The organism is Arthrobacter sp. SIMBA_036 (assembly GCF_046535135.1).
Lineage (GTDB): Bacteria > Actinomycetota > Actinomycetes > Actinomycetales > Micrococcaceae > Arthrobacter.
Map to the genome: position 1 here is coordinate 119,347 of NZ_JAWRXG010000011.1, position 21,347 is coordinate 140,693.

Annotated in this window: 18 protein-coding genes; 6 read left to right on the forward strand and 12 right to left on the reverse strand. The window is 62.4% G+C overall.

Annotation, left to right across the window (positions count from 1 at the left end):
- Nucleotides 1–41: 41 nt before the first annotated feature.
- Nucleotides 42–1,490, reverse strand: a complete 1,449-nt coding sequence (locus SB659_RS15570) for an amidase (protein ID WP_410550989.1) — start codon at nucleotides 1,488–1,490, stop codon at nucleotides 42–44.
- Nucleotides 1,491–1,646: 156 nt separating this feature from the next.
- Between SB659_RS15570 and SB659_RS15575 the strand changes: the two genes are divergently transcribed.
- The 3 genes from SB659_RS15575 to SB659_RS15585 all read left to right on the forward strand — a co-directional run bounded on the left by SB659_RS15575 (nucleotide 1,647) and on the right by SB659_RS15585 (nucleotide 3,295).
- Entirely contained in the window at nucleotides 1,647–1,973 is a 327-nt protein-coding gene (locus SB659_RS15575) for a rhodanese-like domain-containing protein (protein ID WP_284976865.1), read from the forward strand.
- Nucleotides 1,974–2,014: 41 nt separating this feature from the next.
- A complete protein-coding gene (gene pheA, locus SB659_RS15580; RefSeq protein ID WP_410550990.1) occupies nucleotides 2,015–2,947 on the forward strand; it encodes a prephenate dehydratase in 933 nt (310 codons plus the stop codon).
- A gap of 114 nt (nucleotides 2,948–3,061) precedes the next feature.
- Complete coding sequence (locus SB659_RS15585) at nucleotides 3,062–3,295, forward strand: hypothetical protein (protein ID WP_410550991.1); 234 nt, start codon at nucleotides 3,062–3,064, stop codon at nucleotides 3,293–3,295.
- Nucleotides 3,296–3,323: 28 nt separating this feature from the next.
- On the opposite strand, the gene SB659_RS15590 is transcribed toward SB659_RS15585, so the two are convergent.
- Nucleotides 3,324–4,385, reverse strand: a complete 1,062-nt coding sequence (locus tag SB659_RS15590) for a diacylglycerol/lipid kinase family protein (protein WP_410550992.1) — start codon at nucleotides 4,383–4,385, stop codon at nucleotides 3,324–3,326.
- Nucleotides 4,386–4,504: 119 nt separating this feature from the next.
- Between SB659_RS15590 and serS the strand changes: the two genes are divergently transcribed.
- Nucleotides 4,505–5,785 carry a serine--tRNA ligase gene (gene serS, locus SB659_RS15595; RefSeq protein WP_410550993.1) on the forward strand — a complete coding sequence of 427 codons (1,281 nt, stop codon included), beginning with the start codon at nucleotides 4,505–4,507 and terminating at the stop codon, nucleotides 5,783–5,785.
- A 54-nt stretch (nucleotides 5,786–5,839) separates the two neighbouring features.
- Here the strand turns inward: serS and SB659_RS15600 are convergent, their stop codons facing one another.
- The 9 genes from SB659_RS15600 to purU form a co-directional block, all read right to left on the reverse strand.
- A complete protein-coding gene (locus SB659_RS15600; RefSeq protein ID WP_410550994.1) occupies nucleotides 5,840–6,697 on the reverse strand; it encodes an HAD family hydrolase in 858 nt (285 codons plus the stop codon).
- Between the two features lie 111 nt (nucleotides 6,698–6,808).
- On the reverse strand, nucleotides 6,809–8,311 hold the full coding sequence (locus SB659_RS15605) for an MFS transporter (protein WP_410550995.1): 1,503 nt from the start codon (nucleotides 8,309–8,311) through the stop codon (nucleotides 6,809–6,811).
- 195 nt (nucleotides 8,312–8,506) lie between these two features.
- Complete coding sequence (locus SB659_RS15610) at nucleotides 8,507–9,319, reverse strand: IclR family transcriptional regulator (RefSeq protein WP_284979841.1); 813 nt, start codon at nucleotides 9,317–9,319, stop codon at nucleotides 8,507–8,509.
- Nucleotides 9,320–9,578: 259 nt separating this feature from the next.
- The gene (fdhA, locus tag SB659_RS15615) at nucleotides 9,579–10,796 is read right to left on the reverse strand and encodes a formaldehyde dehydrogenase, glutathione-independent (protein WP_284979840.1); all 1,218 of its coding nucleotides are present in this window, start codon (nucleotides 10,794–10,796) and stop codon (nucleotides 9,579–9,581) included.
- A 54-nt stretch (nucleotides 10,797–10,850) separates the two neighbouring features.
- Nucleotides 10,851–13,193, reverse strand: a complete 2,343-nt coding sequence (locus tag SB659_RS15620; protein WP_410550996.1) for an FdhF/YdeP family oxidoreductase — start codon at nucleotides 13,191–13,193, stop codon at nucleotides 10,851–10,853.
- Between the two features lie 13 nt (nucleotides 13,194–13,206).
- Nucleotides 13,207–14,106: a bifunctional 5,10-methylenetetrahydrofolate dehydrogenase/5,10-methenyltetrahydrofolate cyclohydrolase gene (locus SB659_RS15625; RefSeq protein WP_410550997.1), complete on the reverse strand. Its 900-nt coding sequence runs from the start codon at nucleotides 14,104–14,106 to the stop codon at nucleotides 13,207–13,209.
- Complete coding sequence (locus SB659_RS15630; RefSeq protein ID WP_410550998.1) at nucleotides 14,103–14,729, reverse strand: cyclodeaminase/cyclohydrolase family protein; 627 nt, start codon at nucleotides 14,727–14,729, stop codon at nucleotides 14,103–14,105. The genes SB659_RS15625 and SB659_RS15630 overlap by 4 nt, the downstream gene beginning before the upstream one ends.
- A gap of 170 nt (nucleotides 14,730–14,899) precedes the next feature.
- Nucleotides 14,900–17,392 carry a GcvT family protein gene (locus tag SB659_RS15635; protein WP_410550999.1) on the reverse strand — a complete coding sequence of 831 codons (2,493 nt, stop codon included), beginning with the start codon at nucleotides 17,390–17,392 and terminating at the stop codon, nucleotides 14,900–14,902.
- 49 nt (nucleotides 17,393–17,441) lie between these two features.
- Nucleotides 17,442–18,374 carry a formyltetrahydrofolate deformylase gene (gene purU, locus SB659_RS15640; protein ID WP_410551000.1) on the reverse strand — a complete coding sequence of 311 codons (933 nt, stop codon included), beginning with the start codon at nucleotides 18,372–18,374 and terminating at the stop codon, nucleotides 17,442–17,444.
- A gap of 120 nt (nucleotides 18,375–18,494) precedes the next feature.
- Here purU and SB659_RS15645 point away from each other — a divergent pair, with 120 nt between their 5' ends.
- Both SB659_RS15645 and pdxS read left to right on the forward strand, forming a co-directional pair.
- On the forward strand, nucleotides 18,495–19,175 hold the full coding sequence (locus SB659_RS15645) for a GntR family transcriptional regulator (protein WP_284979834.1): 681 nt from the start codon (nucleotides 18,495–18,497) through the stop codon (nucleotides 19,173–19,175).
- Nucleotides 19,176–19,342: 167 nt separating this feature from the next.
- On the forward strand, nucleotides 19,343–20,257 hold the full coding sequence (pdxS, locus tag SB659_RS15650) for a pyridoxal 5'-phosphate synthase lyase subunit PdxS (RefSeq protein WP_410551001.1): 915 nt from the start codon (nucleotides 19,343–19,345) through the stop codon (nucleotides 20,255–20,257).
- Nucleotides 20,258–20,315: 58 nt separating this feature from the next.
- On the opposite strand, the gene SB659_RS15655 is transcribed toward pdxS, so the two are convergent.
- Nucleotides 20,316–21,248, reverse strand: a complete 933-nt coding sequence (locus tag SB659_RS15655; protein ID WP_284979832.1) for a LysR family transcriptional regulator — start codon at nucleotides 21,246–21,248, stop codon at nucleotides 20,316–20,318.
- Nucleotides 21,249–21,347 lie beyond the last annotated feature (99 nt).

Here is a 21,347-nt window from a genome sequence, read left to right on the forward strand (position 1 = left end):
AGCACTTTCCACATGTTAGACGTGTGTTTAGGCTCAGGCGCTCAGTGGGCCCCCGACGTCCCCAGAACGGCCGCCAACTGGAGAAGCTGCAGCTCAGAGCCAGTTCTGCCGATCAGCTGGATCCCCATGGGCAACCCATCAGCTGTCACGTGCACGGGTACGCTGATGGCAGGCAAACCGCACACGTTCACCATGGAAGACCAGGGGGCATACTCGCATTGCCGTTTGTAGTCCTCGTCAGCGTCACCGGCCCACTCGTGCGGCCATGATTCACCGCTATGGCCACCACCGGTGAACCAGCCGATCGGGCGCGGCGTCTGTGCCAACGTCGGGGTAGCTATGACATCCCACTGTGAATACTGCGAAATCGTGTCATGCTCAAACTGCCGCAGGAGGCTTAGTGCCTCGTTGACCTTGGACGCGCTGCGTTGTTGCGCGCGACGCCGGAAAGTGCGGGTCAGCGGTGTCAGCAGCGCCTCGCGTTGAGGTGCTATCCGGGCGCTGCCGACACCGGCAGTCCACGCTGCGGTGAAGGCGTCCGGATACCGGTTGTCATAGCGGATTTGAGCCTCACTCACCGCATGCCCGGCGGCGCAGAGCAACTCCGTCCCCTTGGCAAGGGCGTCCATGGCGTCCTGCTCGATGTCGAACGGGTAGAGGCCGGCCCAAGGACTGTCCAGGCTCAGGCCTATGCGCAATGGTCCCGGCGCCCGCCCCACGTTGGCGAGATATCCGCCGTCGGGGGCTTGGTCCCGCGGAACCAGCGCATCCATGAGCAATGCAGCGTCCTCGGCGGTGCGCGCCAGCGGCCCCGCAACCACCAGTCTGGCGGCGTCTCCCGAACTGCTTCCGGACGGCACTACACCCCGCCCTGGTTTCAGCCCGACGAGGCCGCAAGCACCGGCGGGAATGCGGATGGAGCCGCCGCCGTCGGTTCCCGGAGCGAACGGGACGAGGCCCGCGGCCACCGCGGCAGCGCTGCCGCCCGAGGAGCCACCGGAGCTCCGCCCCAAGGAATGCGGATTGCGCGACGGCGGTGCCACCCGGTTTTCGCTGTAGGCGGTCAGCCCGAATTCCGGCACCTGCGTCTTGCCCAGCGAAAGGGCACCGTGCGCTTTCAAGGCCGCTGCCAACGCGCCGTCCTCGGGGGCACGCTTATGCTCAAGGGCCGAGCTGCCGTGTGTGGTGGGGACTCCGGCAACGTCGGTGAGGTCCTTGAAAGCGATCGGCATGCCGTGCAGCATGGGCAGCTGCTCCACGTTATGCCCACGGGCGTGTTTGGCATGAAGGTTGTCAGCGGCGCGGGCATCATCCATGGCTTGTTCGGCGGTGACGGTGATAAAGGCGCCCAGCTGCTTGTTCTTCGCCTCGATGGTGGAGAGGAAGTGGGCTGTCACCTCCCGGCTGGAGAGCGCTCCTGACATCAGGGCCCCACGCAGCTCCACGGCAGTCAGCCGTGAAATCTCCCCCTCGGGTTGCCCGGCGGCCATGGGTACTCCTAACGGGGCTCGTGAGCTTGGGTGCAAGTCTTGGCGTTCCGAGTCTTGGCGTCCTGCAGCAGCGAAGCAAATGCCGGGAGCGCCATCAGGGCCGGGTCACCCAAGCAGTAGGCTGGATGCTGACCTGATTCAACGGGAGGGATGACTGTGAGCGACTTTGAGACGGTGCCTGTCGGCGGTATTCCTGCCGAGGCGAGCATACTGGATGTCCGGGAGGACTACGAATGGGTGGCAGGACATGCCGAGGGCGCCCGCCACATTCCCCTGGACCAGCTGCCCGCGCGCTTGGACGAGTTGGATCCGGATGACGATCTCTTCGTGATTTGCCGCACCGGTGGCCGCTCGTTCCGCGCTGTGCAATGGCTTGTGGGGCTCGGCTACTCCGCCGTCAACGTCGCCGGTGGCATGGATATGTGGTTCGAGGCAGGCAAGCCGATGGTCTCGGATAACGGCCTCAAGCCCGTGGTCCTCTAATTTCAGGCCACTTCAGGTATATAACCCATAAGGACTATTGAATGTCGCCAGCCACCTACGCTTTCCTTGGCCCGGAAGGGACCTTCACGGAGGCGGCCCTCCTCCAGGTGCCGGGTGCCGCTGAGGCGACCAGGATTCCCTGCACCAACGTCAATGCGGCGCTGGACCTGGTGCGGTCGGGCCAAGCGGACGCGGCCATGGTTCCCATCGAAAACTCTGTTGAGGGCGGTGTGACGGCCACGTTGGACGCGATTGCCACGGGCACGGAACTCCGGATTATTCGCGAGGCATTGGTTCCCATCACGTTCGTGCTGGTGGCAAGGCCCGGCGTCGAACTTTCCGACGTCAAACGCATCTCGACGCACGGCCACGCGTGGGCGCAGTGCAGGCGTTGGCTGGATGCGCACCTTCCGGACGTGGATTACGTCCCGGGGTCCTCGACGGCGGCGGCCGCGATGGGCCTGCTTGCCGCCGATGCGCCCTATGACGCGGCCATCTGTGCGCCGCTGGTCGCCGCTGAACAGCCAGGGCTGACGGTCCTCGCGGAGAACATTGGGGACAATTTCGACGCCGTCACCCGGTTTATCCTGGTTGGCCGCCCCGACGTCCTTCCGGAGCGAACCGGAGCGGACAAGACAACGGTGGTGGTTCCACTGCCGCAGGACCGCCCCGGTGCCCTCATGGACATCCTGGACCAGTTCGCCTCGCGGGGAGTGAACTTGAGCCGCATCGAATCACGCCCCACGGGACAGTACCTTGGGCACTATTTCTTCAGCATCGACGCGGACGGCCATGTCGCGGACGCGCGCGTGGCCGATGCCTTGGCCGCCCTCCACAGGATCAGCCCGGCAACCCGTTTCCTGGGCTCCTACCCCCGGGTGGACAAGGACATCGCGGAGGTTGCCCCGCATACTTCCGATGCTGCTTTTGCTTCAGCGCACGCGTGGGTCGAGGCGATTCTGCACGGCGAATAGCGGCTCCAAAACGTTGTCCACAACGGGAGTTTGAAGCTCTTTCGCGGGGGTACAAGTGTGCGTATGCTTGCTTGATCCATAAACGATGGATGAATTTCGATGAAAGGAGCGGTCATGTCTGTACACAGCGACGACAAAGACGGCCAAGGCATGATCGTCAACCCCAAGCCCTCCAGTGACAGCAACGCGGATGACTGGGACGGGGACGAGGCGGACCGGGCGGATCGCCTGCGTTTCGAAGAAGAACAGGCCATGATCAAGGAGCAGTCCGAGGCCCGCGCGGCGGCCAAGGCAGCGGCGGAGCAAGCCGACGAAAACGCGGCGCAGCCGGACATTGGCGCCATCTGACCTGCGGCTTCGTTAGTGGGGACCGCGGCTAGGCGGTCGCGGCCCTCGGCACCCGCACCAGCAGTGACCCCGGTTCTACCTGAACGGTGACCTCCGTGGCCTCGCCTGAGGGATCGCCGTCGAGCTGGGTGGCCATGGGTTCCTGGCTTCGGATGGTGACTTTGCCGGAACGGTAGAAGCTCATCATGGGCAGGTTGGCGTTGTGTTTGAACAGAATTTTGGCGTACATGGCGAGCCATCCGAACGCACTGCGCGGGCTCATGACCACGATGTCCAGCATGCCGTCGTCGATCATTGCCTGGGGGATGAAGTCGATCCCGCCCGGGATCAGTCCGCAATTGGCAAACAGGACGCTGCGGATCTTCCGTGACTGCTCAGTTTCGTCATCCATGGTGATGGTGACCCGCTTGCGCCGGCCGGGGAGGTGGCGGACGCCGGCCTCGGTGTAAGCCAGCCAGCCCACGGACTTTTTGAGGTCCTCTTTGGTGTCGCCCAGCACTTCGGCGTCCAAGCCCATACCCGCGATGACCAAGAAGGTGTGGCTGGAGGATTTGCCGGTGATGTTGTTGCTGATACCCATGGTCGCGGTGTCGATGAACCGTTGATGCCCGAACAAAGCGGTTTGGATGCAGCCTGAAAGATCGGTGACATCCAGGTCAAGGTTGCGGGCCAACAAGTTTCCGGTGCCTACCGGCACCAAGCCCATGGCCACGTTCTTATGCGCCAGCGACTCGGCCACTACGCGGACTGTTCCGTCGCCACCGCACGCCACGACGACGTCGGCCCCGAACGCCAGTGCCTGGCGGGACTGTCCGTAGCCGGGGTCCTCAAGGGTGGTTTCGAAAAAGCGGGGTGGGTCCCAGCCAGCCAAGTCGCATGCCTCGGTAATCGAGTGCCGGGCAAGGTGGGCGTTGTTCTTGACCGGGTTCAGAATCACGGCCACCCGTTGGCCCCCAGGGTTGGGCTTGTGGGAGTCCTCCCGTACGGCGCTCCTGACATGGCGGGCCCGCAATCGGCGCACGCCCCACCAACTGGAGACGGCAAAGGCCACGCCCCCAGCGAGAATCACGTACAGGATCCAGTCGCTCATGGTGCTCCAACACTATCGCCCTGCACGCCTGCCTTTTGCCGGGGCAAGCGGTGCCGCGGGTTGGCGACCGGTTAAGCCAATGGGCCGGAGATGCGCGAGCGATTCGATACTCTTATCTGGTGATCGACGTAAAAGACCTCAGCGAAAACCCGGACAAGTTCCGTGCCAGCCAGCGTGCCCGCGGCGCCGACGAGTCCGTGGTGGACGCGATCATCTCTGCCGACTCCGATCGCCGGGCGGCCTTGATCCGCTACGAAAGCCTCCGCGCCGAGCAAAACGTCTACGGCAAGAAGGTCGCGAAGGCCAAGGGTGAGGAGAAGCAAGCCCTGCTGGCAGAGGTCAAGGAACTGGCCAACTCGGTGAAGGCAGCCTCGGTGGAGGCCGATGCCGCGCAGGCCAAGCAGGATGAACTCCTGCGCGTTGTCCCAAACCTCATCGTGGATGGGGTGCCTGAGGGCGGCGAGGATGACTACGTAGTGGTCAAGACGGTCGGTAGCCCTCGCGAATTCACGGATTTCGAGCCCAAGGACCACCTGGAGATCGGTGAACTCATCGGTGCCATCGACATGGAACGGGGCGCCAAGGTTTCCGGCTCGCGCTTCTACTTCCTACGCGGGGTTGGTGCACGTCTGGAAATGGCGCTGCTGCAGATGGCCATGGACCAGGCCATCGAGGCTGGCTTCGTGCCGATGATCACCCCCACTTTGGTGCGCCCCGAGACCATGCAGGGTACCGGTTTCGATGTAAAGCACGACGCCGAGATCTACCGTCTCGCTGAGGACGACCTTTATCTTGTGGGAACCTCGGAGGTTGCCCTCGCGGGTTACCACGCCGACGAGATCCTGGACCTTTCCGCCGGACCAATCCGCTATGCGGGCCAAAGCTCCTGCTACCGCCGCGAGGCCGGTTCGCACGGCAAGGACACCCGTGGAATCATCCGGGTACACCAATTCAACAAGGTGGAAATGTTCATCTACACCACCGTTGAGGAAGCCGCCGCCGAACACGAACGCCTGCTGGCTTGGGAAGAGGAAATGCTGGCCAAGTGCGAGCTGCCCTACCGCGTCATCGACACGGCCGCGGGCGACCTGGGAATGTCCGCGGCCCGGAAGTTCGACTGCGAAGCCTGGGTCCCCACGCAGAACGCCTACCGCGAGCTCACCTCGACATCCAACTGCACTACCTTCCAGGCACGCCGCCTTAACATCCGCGAACGCGTGATCAATGATGAAGGTGTTGCCAAGGGAACCCGGGCGGTGGCTACGCTCAATGGCACCTTGGCCACCACTCGTTGGATCGTGGCTATCCTCGAGCACCACCAGAACCCTGATGGTTCGGTCAACGTCCCCAAGGCGCTCCAGAACTACCTCGGCGGCCTTGAGGTCCTGCCCGTCCTTTAGCTGGGGCCGGCTGGTCCCGCTGGGGCTGGCTGGTCCTGCTGGGGCGAGCGGCAGTTACAGGAGGCCGCGCAAAACCAAGGCGGCGCCGTCGTCGAGCACTGACGCAGTGACCTCATCCGCAGCGGCGATGACTTCATCAGCGGCTTGGCCCATGGCCACACCACGGGCCGCCCACGTGAGCATCTCGATGTCGTTCCGGCCATCACCCACGGCTACCGTGTTGGCCGGATCCGTCCCTAGCTTCCGGCGCAAGGCCTCCAAAGCGCTGGCTTTGGTGACGCCCTCGGCTGCGATGTCCAGCCACGCCGTCCAACCCACCGAGTAGGTCACGCCGGACAGCCCGATGTGCCGGATGGCTTCATTGAATTCGTCCGAGGTGTTGTCGCTGCTGAAGACCACCACACGGACTGCGGTGGAGTCCAGCATGGTCTGGAAATCGACGCCGATGGACTCCACTCCGAAACTTGCGTCCTGGAAACGTTCGGTGGAGAGGAAGACTCCGTCTTCGTCCTCCAGCGCATACTTGGCGTTGGGCAGCCGCTCCCGCAGAGCCTTCAAGGCAGGGGCGGGGTCAAACGTGGCTTTATGGATGATCTCGTATCCGGCCTCGAGCGTCGGATCGAGGCGGAGCGTCACGCCGCCGTTGCAGCACACTGCGTAGCCACGTTCGAGTCCGATTTGTTCAATGATCGGCAGGGTCGCGTTGAGTGAGCGGCCTGTGGCGATCATGACGTCGTGCCCGCTGGCGACCACGGCTTGGGCGGCGGAGCGGACCTCCGGTGACATGTGCCCGTCGTGATCGACCAAAGTGCCGTCCACGTCCAGTGCGATCATGAGTGCGTTGTTGGTGTTGTTGTCGTTGTTCGGCTGGTCCTCGATGCCAGCAACTGCAATATCAGTCAAAGTAGTCATGTTTCAAGTAGAACAGACACCTCCGACGCTGAACTAGGACGGGCGCCACAGCGCTTCGTTAACTGTGGGTGAACACTCATTCCCAGCCCCTCGATGCACCAGCCGATGTGGTCAGAGCGTCTCTTTCTGGGCGGCCACCAGCTCCCGTGCCTCATCAATGGTGTCCACGCTTGGCATGGAGCCAGGGAGCGCACGGCGGGCAGACTCGGGCAGGAAGTAGATCGCGATTGCGCCTATCACCGAGGTGCCGATCAAATGATAGGCCGGTGCCATATCATCGCGGGTTGCATTGATAAGTCCCTGCACAATGAAGGGTGTTGTCCCGCCGAAGATCGCCACGGAGAAGTTATAGGCAATACCCATGCAGCTGTAGCGGCCCGCGGTGGGGAAGAGCGCAGGGAGCGCCGAAGCGAGGTTGGCCACGTAAAAGGTCACGGGGAAGGCGACCAGTGCCAGACCACCCAAGGTAGACCAGGTGTCCCCCAGACCAATCAAGAGGAATGCCGGGACGGCGAAGAGGATGGTACTGCCGGCACCGATCCAGAGGACCGGCCTGCGGCCGATGCGGTCGGACAGCTTGCCGGTCAAGGGAATGCAGAGGGACATCACCACAAGCACCGGAATGGTCAGAAGGGTCCCGTGGACGGCATCGTAGCCTTTGGAATCGGTCAGGTACGTCGGCATGTAGGACGTCAGTGCATAACCCACCGTGTTGGCAGCAGCGGCAAGGATCATAGCCAGGACGATATGGCGCCAGTAGGCCTTGAGAGTCGCCAAGGGGCCCTTGGCGACGGCGTTGTCCGTGGCACTTGCGTCGGCGGTTACGGCTGCTTGGGCATCCAGGGTTGCCTGGAACTGCGGCGACTCCTCGATTTTGTTCCGGAAGTAGACAGCAATCGCCCCGAGCGGTCCAGCGATCAGGAAGGGCAAACGCCAGCCCCATTCCTCCATGGCTCCCTGCCCCAGGGTCAGTTGGAGCACGGACACTACCGCTGCTCCCAGCGCGAAGCCGAGGTATGAGCCCATATCCAGGAAGCTCGCGAAGAAGCCACGCCGCTTATCCGGTGCGTATTCGCAAACGAAGGTGGTAGCACCTGCGTATTCACCGCCGGTGGAAAAGCCTTGGATGAGCTTCAGCACCACAAGTAGTGCCGCCGACCATATACCAATTTGGGCGTACCCCGGCAGGAGCCCGACGACGAAAGTACTAGCCGCCATCAGCATCAGTGTTGCTGCGAGAACCTTCTGGCGGCCCACCTTATCGCCGAGCCAACCGAAGACGACGCCACCCAGCGGCCGGGCAACGAAGGTTGCAGCAAACGTGCCCAGCAGGAAGAGCGTCTGCACCGACTTGTCAGCTTCCGGAAGGAAGACCGGGCCCATGGTGGTGATCAGGTAGCCGAACACCCCGACGTCGTACCATTCCATGGTGTTGCCCACGATCGTCCCCCCGAGGGCTTTCTTGAGCATCGGCCGGTTGACGATGTTGATGTCGGAAACTTTGAGGAGACGACGCAGTGGGTTTGGTTTGTCCGCATGCTTGGGAGCGGCGGACCTTGCTAAGGCACTGCTTTCGCCTGCCGGGGAGCTGGTCAGGCTTCTGTGCATAGACATTGTGGCCCTCTCGGGGTAGGTTTGGTGGCCTCTATTTTGCCGGGGGGACGCTGCAGCGGGATAGGCAATAGCCCACACAGCCGCTGTTCCGCAGTGATCAACGCACTGCACTCTATGCAACAGAGTGCGCTGGACCACATTGGGTTGTCAAGGTTTTTTTGCTCGTTACGTGACGGCAGTCGTTACCTGGGGCCCCTACCTGGGGCGGTAGCCCATCTTGGCGCTAATGGTCAGCCCGGCCTCCCGGAGGCCGTCTATGAGCCCCGGATGGTCTTCAGGCACGAAGCGAAAGGCTGGACCGGAAATGCTTATTGCCGCGATAACCGTGCCTGCGTGGTTGAAGATGGGAGCTGCGACGGCCGTGAGACCAATTTCAAACTCGCCATGAACTATCGCAAAACCGTTTTTGGCAACTTCCAGCAACTCCTTTTCCAGTTCCCCCCGATTGGTTACGGTACGGGGTGTCCGGGCAGGCAGACCCACGGCTTTGAAGACCTGGCTTCTTTCATCGGTCGTCAAGGCAGCCAGCAGCACCTTGCCGCTGGAGGTGGCATGCAGGGGCGTTAAACTGCCCACCCAGTCGTACGTGGCAAGGGTGGAGGGTCCCATGGCCTGGTCCACGTTCACGGCGTAGTTGGACCGCAGCACAGCAAGGTTGACAGTCTCTTTGTACTCGGCCGCCAGGGCTTCCAATACGGCCCGCGCCTCGTGAACCACACTGAGCCGGCCGGGGATGGACGATGCCAAGCGCAGGATTCCGAAGCCCAGTTGGTACTTGCCTCTTTCGCTGTTCTGCCGGACCAGATCCCGGTTTACCAGGGAGCCAACCAGTCTTGACGCAGTGGACTTGTGCACGCCCATTTCCTCGGCGATCTCACTCACGCCGGCATCGCCCTCCCGGGCCAGGATTTCCAGGATTTGGAGGGCGCGGTCCACTGACTGGACGCCACCACCGTGGGCGTCGGCGTCGGCGTCGTTGTCGATGTCCGGGTTGTTGCGTGCGGCCATGATGCCTCGTGTCGTTGTCCTGGTGGGCACCCGGCTAAAAGCGACGCCCACCTGCTCCCTCGTCTTTTCCTCATCCTAGACCGAGTTCTCCACGGACCCTTTCACACTTGACCACCGGCTCAATAAGTTGTCACAACGGCAAACGAAGGGGCATGATGCCCCACTTCATTGGTGTGGTGGAGCTGGGAAGTGCGGATACCGGCCCGACAGGGCCTTCCCGTCGTGCTTGCCGTGCCGGCCCGGTATCCGCTGTTGCGCGCTAAGCCTTGACGTAACCGTTGGGGTTCAGCACGAACTTTGTTGCCGCTCCGGCGTCGAACTCTGCGTAGCCCCGGGGAGCGTCTTCGAGCGGGATGGCCTTGGCATTGACGGCCTTGGCGATCTGGACCTTGTCATGGAGGATCGCCATCATCAGCTGGCGGTTGTACTTCATGACGGGGCATTGTCCGGTGGTAAACGACAGCGACTTCGCCCACCCCGTACCCAGCGAGAGGGAGAGGGAGCCGTGCTTGGCGGCCTCGTCGATTCCGCCCGGGTCGCCCGTGACGTACAGGCCGGGGATGCCCAAGGAGCCGCCGGCTGCGGTGATGTCCATGAGGGAGTTCAGCACGGTGGCCGGCGCTTCGTGGGAGGCATCCTTGCCGTGTCCGCGTGCTTCAAAGCCCACAGCATCAACGCCGCAGTCCACTTCAGGCACTCCAAGGAGTTGTTCGATCTGGTCTTTGGGATCGCCCTTGGACACGTTGACGGTCTCGCAACCAAAGGAGCGGGCTTGGGCCAGGCGGTCTTCGTTCATGTCGCCCACAATCACGACGGCGGCACCCAGCAGTTGGGCGCCGACGGCAGCGGCGATGCCAACAGGTCCGGCACCTGCAACGTACACGGTGGACCCCACGCCGACTCCGGCCGTGACTGCGCCGTGGAAGCCGGTCGGGAAGATGTCCGAGAGCATGGTCAGGTCCATGATCTTTTCCAAGGCCTGGTCCCGGTCCGGAAAGCGAAGCAGGTTCCAGTCCGCGTAAGGGACCAGGACGTACTCGGCTTGTCCGCCCACCCAGCCTCCCATGTCCACGTAGCCGTAAGCGCTGCCTGGACGGTCCGGGTTGACGTTGAGGCAGATTCCGGTTTTTTGCTCTTTGCAGTTCCGGCAGCGGCCACAGGAGATATTGAACGGAACGGAGACGATGTCTCCCACCTTGATGAATTCGACGTCGGGCCCTACCTCGATCACTTCCCCTGTGATTTCGTGGCCGAGCACCAGGTCCTTGGGTGCGGTAGTGCGTCCCCGGACCATGTGCTGGTCCGAACCACAGATGTTGGTGGTCACAGTGCGCAAGATGGCGCCGTGGGGCACCTTCCTGCCGACGTTGGCCGGGTTGACTCCGGGCCCGTCCTTAAGCTCAAACGTGGGGTATTCGGTATCGATGATTTCGACGACACCGGGTTCCTTGTAGGCGACTGCTCTGTTTCCTGACATGACACTCCTTAGGGTGTTTGGTGGTGCGGACATGAGGGTGGATAACGTTGGGCTTTAGGCAGCGTCCTTGCGGTTGAGGGTCGCAGGTTCGAGCCGGACGATGACGGACTTGGATGTCGGAGTCCCACTGGTGTCGGCAACCGAGTCCAGGGGTACCAGGACGTTGGTTTCCGGGTAGTACGCAGCTGCGCAGCCCTTGGGTGTGGAGTATGTGACGATCCGGAAGTCTTCTGCCCTGCGCTCGGTTCCCTGGAATTCGGAGATGAGATGGACCATGTCGCCGTCAGCGAAACCCAGCTCCGAAACGTCGTCGGCATTGATAAGGACTACCCGGCGTCCACCGTGGATCCCGCGGTACCTGTCGTCCTTGCCGTAGATGGTGGTGTTGTACTGGTCGTGGGAGCGCAGGGTTTGCAGTACTAACCGGCCCGACGGGACCTTGATGTATTCCAACTGATTTCCCGTGAAGTGGGCTTTTCCCGAGGCAGTATCGAACTTCCGCGCATCGCGTGGCGGGTGCGGAAGTACGAAGCCGCCGGGGTGCTGAATGCGTTCTTCGAAGTTCTCGAAGCCGTCAAACACTGCTTCGATGTGTTTGCGGATCAGGGAATAGTCGTCCCGCATGGACAGCCACGCCGCCTTGGGGGCGTTGGGCAGTCGTACGCGGCCATCTGTGAAGATCCTGTGGGCGAGATTGCACACGATAGCCACTTCCGAGTGCAGGTGTTCGCTTGCGGGTTTGAGGCGTCCCCGGGACGCGTGCACTGCACTCATGGAGTCCTCCACAGTGACGCGTTGGTCGCCTGTCACCTGGGTGTCTTTCTCGGTGCGGCCCAAAGTAGGCAGAATCAGTGCGCGCTGCCCCGTTGCCAGGTGCGAGTGGTTCAGCTTGGTGGAGATCTGGACGCTCAGCCGCGTGTTCGCCAGAGCTTGTTCCGTCACCTCAGAGTCGGGGGCGGCGCGAACGAAGTTTCCACCCATCCCCATGAAGAACCGGACCTTGCCGTCCCGCATGGCCCGGATCGCCGCGACAGTGTCATAGCCGTGGTCCCGGGGAGAGAGGAATTCGAACTCGTGATCCAACCGGTCATGGAACTTCTCCGGCATTTTCTCGAAGATGCCCATAGTGCGGTCACCTTGGACATTGGAATGGCCCCGTACCGGGCAAACACCAGCGCCTGGCTTGCCGATGTTCCCTTGCAAAAGCAGGACGTTGACTACGTCGCGAAGGGTAGGGACAGAGTGCTTATGCTGGGTCAATCCCATGGCCCAGCACACAATGGTGGAGCTGGATCCGAGCAGCCGTTCACCGGTCGCGTGGATCTGCTCCAGGGACAGGCCTGTGGCCGCCACGATCTGGTCCCACTGAACTTCTTCCAGGTACTGAAGGTAGTCCTGGATGCCTACGGTGTGGTTATTGATGAAGTCGTGGTCCAGGACGGTCTGGAGCCCTGGAGTCTTACGTCCGGAGGATTCAGCTTCAAGCAGGTACTTGCCCAGGCCCTGGAAGAGGGCTTGGTCGCCGCCGGCACGGATTTGCAGGAAATCGTCCGTCAACCGGGTGCCCGTAACCATGCCGCCAAGGTGCTGTGGGTTTTCAAAATGCAGGAGGCCCGCCTCCGGCAAAGGATTCACCGAGACAATGACTGCGCCGTTTTTCTTGGCTTTCTCCAAGGCGCTGAGCATGCGGGGGTGGTTGGTACCCGGATTTTGGCCGGCAACGAAAATCAGTGACGCTGTTTCCAAGTCCGTGAGGCTCACCGAGCCTTTGCCGATGCCGATGGTTTCCACCAGAGCGGACCCCGAGGATTCGTGGCACATGTTTGAGCAGTCAGGAAGGTTGTTGGTTCCGAGCCCCCGCACCAGAAGTTGGTAGACGAACGCTGCCTCGTTGGAGGTGCGCCCGGAGGTGTAGAAGACGGCCTGGTCGGGATGGTCCATGGCCCGGAGTTCCTCAGCCATCAGGTCATACGCTTGGTCCCACCCGATGGGTTCGTAGTGGGTTGCACCCTCATCGAGGAACATCGGGTGGGTCAGCCTGCCTTGCTGGCCCAGCCAGTAATCATCGCGCGTCTTCAGCTCGGCCACCGAGTGTTGGGCGAAAAATGCGGGTGTGACCCGGCGTCGGGTAGCTTCCTCGGCAACGGCTTTGGCGCCATTCTCACAAAACTCCGCGGCGTTGCGCTTTTCATGCTCAGGCCAGGCGCAGCCCATACAGTCGAATCCATCGAGCTGGTTCACCGCCAACAGAGTCTGGACGCTGCGTACCGGCCCCATCTGTTCCAAGGAGATCTTCAGGGCGTTGGCGACCGCCGGGATGCCCACAGCCTTGGTCTTGGGTTTGGTGACCGTCAGCTGCGACTCGTCAATGTTGTTGCGGGGGGCTTTGGAAGCCATATGGTGCATCCCTTCAGTTCCGGACAGAAGAAGCCGCCATCAGCGGTATGCGTGCTTGCAGTCCTGCGGCCTCAGCGGTGTGCAGCAGCAGCAAGGCTGTAGTGACGGAGCCGACGCCCCCGGGAACCGGCGACAGGGCAGCGGCTACGCCGATTACGCTGGCTTCATCCACGTCCCCCACAAGGGAACCATCCGCCAAGACGTTTGTGCCGACGTCGACCACTACTGAACCGGGCGAGACATGGGAACCTGTCAAAAGTCCGGTCCGCCCCGCGGCGACGACCACGACGTCGGCAGCCCGCGTATAGCGCGCCAGGTCACCCGATTTGGAATGGCAGATGGTCACAGTGGCGTCCTTTTCAAGGAGCAGCAAGGACAGCGGCTTGCCCACTACGGCTGAACGCCCGACGACGGCCACGTTCTTACCCGCGACCGGGACCTCGTAGTGGTCCAGCAGTTCAACAACGGCTCGCGCCGTAGCGGGAGCGAAGGCAGGCTGGCCCACAGCCAAGCGGCCCAGGCTGAGCGGATTGGCGCCGTCGATGTCCTTCTCGGGAGCTATAAGGCCAACCAAGTCCTCGGCCCGGACGGCGCCCGGCAGGGGAGTCTGCAGGATGATGCCACTGACGGAAGGCTCTACGCTGAGATCCCGCAAAACGCTTACCAGCGACTCTTGGGTGGCTTCCTGCCCGAGATCGAGGATTCGGCAATCAATCCCAACACGTTCTGCCGCACGTTCGATGGAGCGGACGTACCAGTGCGTTGACTGATCCGAGGTTGCCACCACGACGGCGAGCACAGGGCGCACGCCGTCCGCTCCGAGTGCCCGGATCCTGTCCCGGACCTGTTCCTGGACGAGTCCTGCCAGTCCCTTGCCGGAGAGCACCCTGGCCTGCGGGCGTGTGGTGTTCACGCGAGGATCCTTTCGCGGACCCTCGCGGCCAGCGAATCGGCAGCCAGGACCACTTTGTCCTCAAGGCCGTTGGTTTGTTCAGCCAAGCGGGACCGGGCGTCGCCATCTTTGATGGCCACGAGGTTGATATCGATGTTGACCCGCGCGGTGGTGGCGGCTGCCCGGGCGGCGTCTGCTGCTGCCGCGACGTCGCTGATGACGTTGGGGTTGGCGACGTCGAAGAGCTCAGTGGCAAGTTCCACCACCTCACCGGCGAGCTGGATCAGCTGCGCAGGTGTCCGGGCTGCGTTGACGAGGGCGCCTTGGATCCCCGCAGCACGGGCCGCTTTGAGTTCCTCGGTTCCTGACGGGAGTTTGTACGAATCAATGACACCCTGGAAGGCTTGCTCGTCAGCATCGGCAAGGCGCAGTGCTTCGGTGATCAAATGATCGGCCGTGCCGGTGATGCGCGTGATGAGCTCCTCGTGCTGGGCATACTTTTCGCCCGTGGTGTACCTGGCCACCATGGCCACCAGCGCTGCGCCTTGGGCAGCGTGAAGTGCTGCTGCGGCGCCACCTCCAGGGGTGGGTTGTCGGGAAGCGAGCCGGGCAAGGTAATCGTTGAGGGTTTCTGAACTGATCATGTGACTTCCTGGACTGGCAAAGAAAGGCTGGACTGGCAAAGAAAGGCTGGACTGGCAAAGAAAGGCTGGACTGGCAAAGAAGGGCTGGGCTGGAAATGCGTTAGGCAGCGGCCCGGATCCGGTTGCGAGGAGATGGGTCCGGGCCGCTGGCCTAACCGAGGGCGCCGTGCTTAGCCGCGGAGCCTGCTCATGGTGGGGTCGTACAGGGGATCTTCAGTAACGGTGGCCTGGATACGCCGCCCGAAGTACTCAATTTCCACGGAATCACCCAGGGAAACAGCGGCGGGCAGGTATGCGTAGGCGATCGGTTTCTTGACCGTGTAACCGTAAGCGGCGCTGGTGACGTAACCAACGGCTTGGTCCTTGTAGAAGACCGGTTCCTTGCCGAGCACCAGGCTCCTGCCGTCGTCGACCGTCAAGCAGCGCAAGCGGCGCGCCGAGCTTTCCTCGCTCCGCCCTTCAAGGGCTGCCTTGCCGACGAAGTTTTCCTTCGCCATCTTCACGGCGAATCCCAGACCAGCTTCGAACGGGTCGTGCTCGGTGGTCATATCAGTGCCCCAGGAGCGGTATCCCTTTTCCAGCCGCAGCGAGCTGAAGGCGGCCCGTCCGGCGGCGATCACTCCGAACGGCTGGCCGGCCTTCCACAGTGCATCCCAGAGACGCTGTCCGTTGTCTGCGCTGGTGTACAGCTCCCAGCCGAGTTCGCCCACGTAGGACAGGCGCATGGCCGTCACGGTGACGCCACCGATGGTGACCTTCTTGGATCGGAAATACTTCAGCCCGTCATTGGTGAAATCATCACTGCTGGCATTGCCCATAAGATCGCGGGCCAGCGGGCCCCACAGGCCAATGCAGCACGTACCGCCGGTTGTGTCGCGAACCTGGACCCAATCACTGGCTGTTCCGTTTTCGGTCTGGTGCCGGGCCGCCCGCTCGAAGTACGCGGTGTCAATGTTGCCGTTGGCGCCCAGCTGGAACGTGTCTTCGCTCAAGCGGGCCACAGTGATGTCACTTCGGATTCCTCCGGAGTGGTCCAACAGCAGGGTGTAAGTGACGGCTCCGGGCTTCTTGGCCAGGTCTCCGGTGGTCAGTTCCTGCAGCAACTTCAAGGCGCCCGGACCCGAGACCTCAAGGCGCTTCAGCGGAGTCATGTCGTACATCGCCACCGCCGTGCGGGTCTTCCAGGCTTCGGCCGCCGCGATGGGAGAGCTGAACATCCCGGACCAGGCGTCGCGGGCCGGAGGCTGCCATTCGTCGGGCATCTCCTTGAGGAGTTCAGCGTTGGCCTCGAACCAGTACGGACGCTCCCAGCCCGCGCCCTCGAGGAAGTAGCCGCCCAGCTGCTTGTGCCGGGCATGGAAAGGACTGACGCGGAGGTTGCGCGGGGAGAGCTTGGGCTGGAGCGGGTGCATCACATCGTAGATTTCCACGAAGTTCTGCTGGGACGTTTCGCTCACGTACTCGGGCGTCAGCTGGACCTCTTCAAAGCGGTGGATATCGCAATCGCCAAGATCGATGCTGGACTTTCCGGTGGTCAGCAGTTCGGCGACGGCCCGTGCAATGCCGGCGGAGTGAGTCACCCACACGGCCTCGGCCACAAAGAAGCCATCCAGTTCCTTGGACTCACCGACCAGGGAGCCACCGTCCGGGGTGAAGGAGAAGATGCCGTTGAAGCCATCCTCGATATCACTCTCGCGGAGGGCCGGCAGCAACTGCTTGGTGGCTTCCCAAGCCGGGAGGAAGTCTTCCAGCGTGAAGTCCAAGCGGGAGGGCATGTTGTGTTCGCTGATGCTGCTGGGCTCGTAGCTCCCAAGTTCATCCAGGTCCACCGGCATGGGGCGGTGGGCGTAGGAGCCAATGCCGTAGCGCTCGCCGTGCTCGCGGTAGTAGAGGTCCTGGTCCTGGTGACGGAGGATGGGCAGCGAAGCGCCGTTGGGCAGTTCGTTCTTGCCCTTCTGCGCGGGCACCGGGGTGGTTTTGACGTACTGGTGCGCCAACGGGAGGAGCGGGACGGACATCCCGATCATCTCTCCGATTTTTGCGCCCCAGAAACCGGCGCAGGAAACGACGATATCCGCAGGGATGACGCCGTCGGTCGTCTGGACGCCGGTGACGCGGCGGTCCGCCTGCTCGATCCCGGTGACGGTGGTGTTGCCCAGGTACGTAACGCCCGCGGCTTCAGTGCGCTTGATCAGCAACTGGACTGCGCGTGCTGCCAAGGCCAGGCCATCGGTTGGGACGTGGAGGCCACCAAGGATGTCCTCCTCATTAATGAGGGGATAGAGCTCCTTGCATTCCTCGCGGGAGAGGATCTTGCCCTCGATGCCCCAGGAAGCTGCGTAACCCAGCTTGCGCTTCAGGTCAGCCAGGCGGGTCTCAGTGGTGGCGACCTCAAGGCCACCCACCTGGTTGAAGCAGCTCTGGCCATCTTCAGTGAGCGAAAGGAGCTTCTCCACGGTGTATTTGGCAAAGAGCGCCATGGTCTTTGAAGGGTTGGTCTGGAACACGAGGCCCGGGGCGTGGGACGTCGAGCCCCCGGGCATGTTCAACGGTCCTTGGTCCAGTACGGTGATGTTGTTCCAACCGCGGGTGACCAGTTCGTCGGCGAGGTTGGTGCCAACGATCCCGGCTCCAATAATGACGATGCGGGGCGTCGATGCCATGTGGATTCTCCTGCTGAAGTTCGAGTGGGGCGTGCTGTTGGGGGTTGGATTAGCGGAACACAACGGTGCTGGTGCGGTCCAGCAATACGCGGTGTTCGCAGTGCCAGCGCACGGCGCGGGACAAGGCCAGCGCTTCTGCGTCCTGGCCGATGGTGGAAAGGGTTGCAGGACCGTAGCTGTGATCCACGCGGATGACTTCCTGCTCGATGATCGGGCCTTCGTCCAGGTCGGCCGTCACGTAGTGGGCGGTAGCACCCACCAGCTTCACGCCTCGGTTGTAGGCCTGGTGGTAGGGGCGGGCCCCCTTGAAACTCGGCAGGAACGAGTGGTGGATGTTGATGGCGCGTCCCTCCAACGCGCGGCACAGGTCATCGGAGAGAACTTGCATGTAGCGGGCGAGGACCACCAAGTCCACGTTGTACTCATCCACCAGATCCAGCAATTTCTGCTCCGCCTCGGCCTTGGTGTCAGGGGTGACCGGGATGTAGACGAAAGGCAGTCCCGCAGCCTCAGCCATGGCCCTGTGGGTTTCGTGGTTGGAGGCGACTACTACGAGGTCTCCGCCGAGGCTTCCTCCGCGCCACCGGAAAATGAGGTCGTTGAGGCAATGACCAAACTTGGACACCATGACCAGTACGCGCTTTTTGGTCTGGTCATGGAACTCGAATTTCATCTCGAAGCGATCAGCAATGGAGCTGAATTCCTCTTCGAGCCGTTCGGCGGTGTAGTCCGGAGAGCCGGAGAACGCGGTGCGCAGGTGCAGTGTCTGGCGGATGCCGTCGTCGAACTGCTGGTGCTCGTCGATGTTGAAACCGCGGTCAAACAGGAAGGTAGTAACCGCTTGAACGATTCCGGCGCGCTCGACACACGACAAGGTGAGGACGAACTTCTGGGACTGTGCGCCAAGGTTGCTTTGCTCTTCATTGAGCTCTGCTGGCTGCGACGGGGTAAGGATTGGTGAGTCTGTCGCCACTAGGGTCATGGCTCCTCCTTTAGATATATTCCTGAGTCCTGTACTGATATATTAGGATTGGGATTCAGCGTATACTGGTCACTGGGAGAGGTCAATAGATCTTAGGGACCTGCGGAAAGGGTCGGCACCATGGCACTCGAAACTCTGGCAATCGCGGACGGCACCAGCAGGAAATCGCTGGCTGATACGGCTTACGAGCGCCTCCGTGACCGGCTCTTGATGCTGGAGATCAAACCGGGCGACCTCCTCAATGACGACCAGTTGGCCAAGGATCTGGGGATCGGCCGCACCCCTGTGCGGGAGGCCCTGAAGCGACTCGAGCTGGACCGCTTGGTGGTGGCCTACCCGCGCCGTGGCACCTTTGCCACGAGGGTCGAGGTGACGGACCTAGCCTATATCTCGGAGATACGGACTCAGTTGGAGCCACTGGCGGCCGGGCGTGCGGCCCGTTTGGCTTCACCGGCAACCAAGGAACATCTGAAGGACATCATGCGGGCCGTAGAGGCCTTTGATGTTGCCGGCGCCTCGGTGGTGGAGACTCTCCGCCTGGACGCACGCGTCCACCAAGGGATCTACGCGGCGGCCGGCAATCCGCATCTCGAGGACGTCCTGATCCGCTATGACAACCTGGCCACCCGCATATGGTGCATGGTTCTGGATCGCCTTCCTGACTTGGAGCACCACGTCCGTGAGCACGTGGACCTTCTCCGGGCGGTTCTCGACGGCGATGAAGAGAAAGCAACTGCATTGGCCCGGGACCACGTCACCGGCTTTGAGCACGCGGTGCGTCAGGCGCTGTTCGCGGCCTGAGTTTCGAGGCGCTTGCGACGGGCTGTTGACTCCCTGCCCCGACGCTTGCATAATGGATACTCCAACTAATATATCACCCGGATATCAGCCGTTACTCCTCGACGCAGGGAACAGATTCCGGGCGGGCTTGTGATGCAATCGCAGGCTTCAGTCCTTTGGAGTACCACGTGACCGCAAGACTTCACACTTTTGAACACATAGCACTCACGGGCAGCAGCCGTGTGAAGCGCGGTATGGCGGAGATGCTCAAGGGCGGCGTCATCATGGACGTCGTTAACGTCGAGCAGGCCCGTATCGCTGAGGACGCCGGTGCTGTGGCGGTCATGGCGCTTGAGCGTGTCCCTGCCGATATCCGTGCCCAGGGTGGCGTGTCCCGCATGTCCGATCCGGACATGATCGATGCGATCATCGCTGCTGTGTCCATTCCGGTCATGGCGAAGGCCCGCATTGGTCACTTCGTCGAAGCGCAGGTTTTGCAGTCCCTCGGCGTCGATTACATCGACGAGTCCGAGGTCCTGACCCCGGCTGACTACGTGAACCACATCGACAAGTGGAACTTCACCGTTCCTTTCGTCTGTGGTGCCACGAACCTTGGTGAGGCGTTGCGCCGCATCAACGAGGGTGCGGCGATGATCCGTTCCAAGGGTGAGGCCGGGACCGGGGATGTTTCCAACGCGACCGGGCACATGCGGAAGATCCGGGCGGAGATCGCGAAGCTTTCCTCCCTTCCCGAGGACGAGCTGTACGTTGCGGCCAAGGAACTCCAGGCCCCGTACGAGCTGGTGAAGGAAATCGCTGCCACGGGTAAGCTCCCGGTGGTTTTGTTCACCGCCGGTGGGATCGCGACCCCGGCTGATGCTGCGATGATGATGCAGCTCGGCGCTGATGGTGTGTTTGTTGGTTCGGGCATCTTCAAGTCCGGGAACCCGGCAGAGCGCGCCGCCGCCGTCGTCAAGGCCACCACGTTCTACGACGCCCCCGATGTCATTGCCAAGGTCTCCCGCGGCCTGGGCGAAGCGATGGTCGGCATCAACGTCGACGAGATCCCCCAGCCCCACCGCCTCGCAGAGCGCGGCTGGTAACAGGGCTCGGGGGAGAGCCCAACCGGCAACGACGGCTACCCGGCCACGGGAGGGCACGTCAGAGATCGTCTTTAGGCCGATCGTTGAGGATTCGAGCGGCACTGACCTGCAGGATGCCGAGCGACTCCTGGATCAGGGGCGATGTGATGCTCCCTCGCCGCACGGCGGCCACGATGCGCCGGGCGGGCTTCCCTTTCCCGGCAATGTGCAGCCGGACCACGTTTTCGGCGTTGTGCAACGGCGCCAGGCGTGGCAGCAGGCCCACGCCAAGTCCCGCGCCTACGAACGCGATCTGGGTTTCCCATTCAACGGCCTCATGGGCTATCCGTGGTGTCACTCCAACGGCCGTGAAGGCTGCGGTGAAAAGGGAGTGGTAGGTGGAACCCGCGGCCTCGGTAATCCAGGGCTCCGTGGCCAGCTCTTCCAGCGTCACCGTTTTCCGGGACGCCAAGGGATGGCTTGCAGGAAGAATCACGTCCAGTGGATCGTCAAGCAGAACGGTCTGCTCAAAACGTGGGTCATCCTCGCCGTAGCTGTCCGATTGCATCGCGACGATGACCGCCAGGTCGATTCGCTCGGCGACCAATAAATCGAAGCAGCGTGCCGGATTGGCCTCGAGTACCTGCACTTGCAGCAGGGGGTGTGTTGAGCGCAACGAGGCTGCCAGCGGAGCGAGCAATTGCGCCGCAGCCGTCGAGAATCCGCCAAGGCCGAAGCGGGACTGCACCTGGTCGCCGGCTTCCATGGCCGCTGCGCGCAGGCTCTCCCACTCGGAAATGAGGGTGTCCGAACCCTCCACGAGGAAGCGGCCGGTGGCGGTCAACCGCACACCCCGGCCGTCCTTGGTCAGGAGTTGCATTCCCAGTACACGTTGGAGCTCACGCAACTGCGCGGAAACAGCGGAAGGGGAATATCCTGTCAGCTCGGCTGTGGCACCAACCGTGCCACAGCGGGCAAAAACCCGGAGCGTAATCAGACGTGGATCAATCATGCACCTATTGTGCATGGATATCTCCTGAATGTTGCGCTTTTGTTGCAGGTCGATCGACTCTAATCTCGTGATTACGCGGATTTCGACAACGCAGGGTGG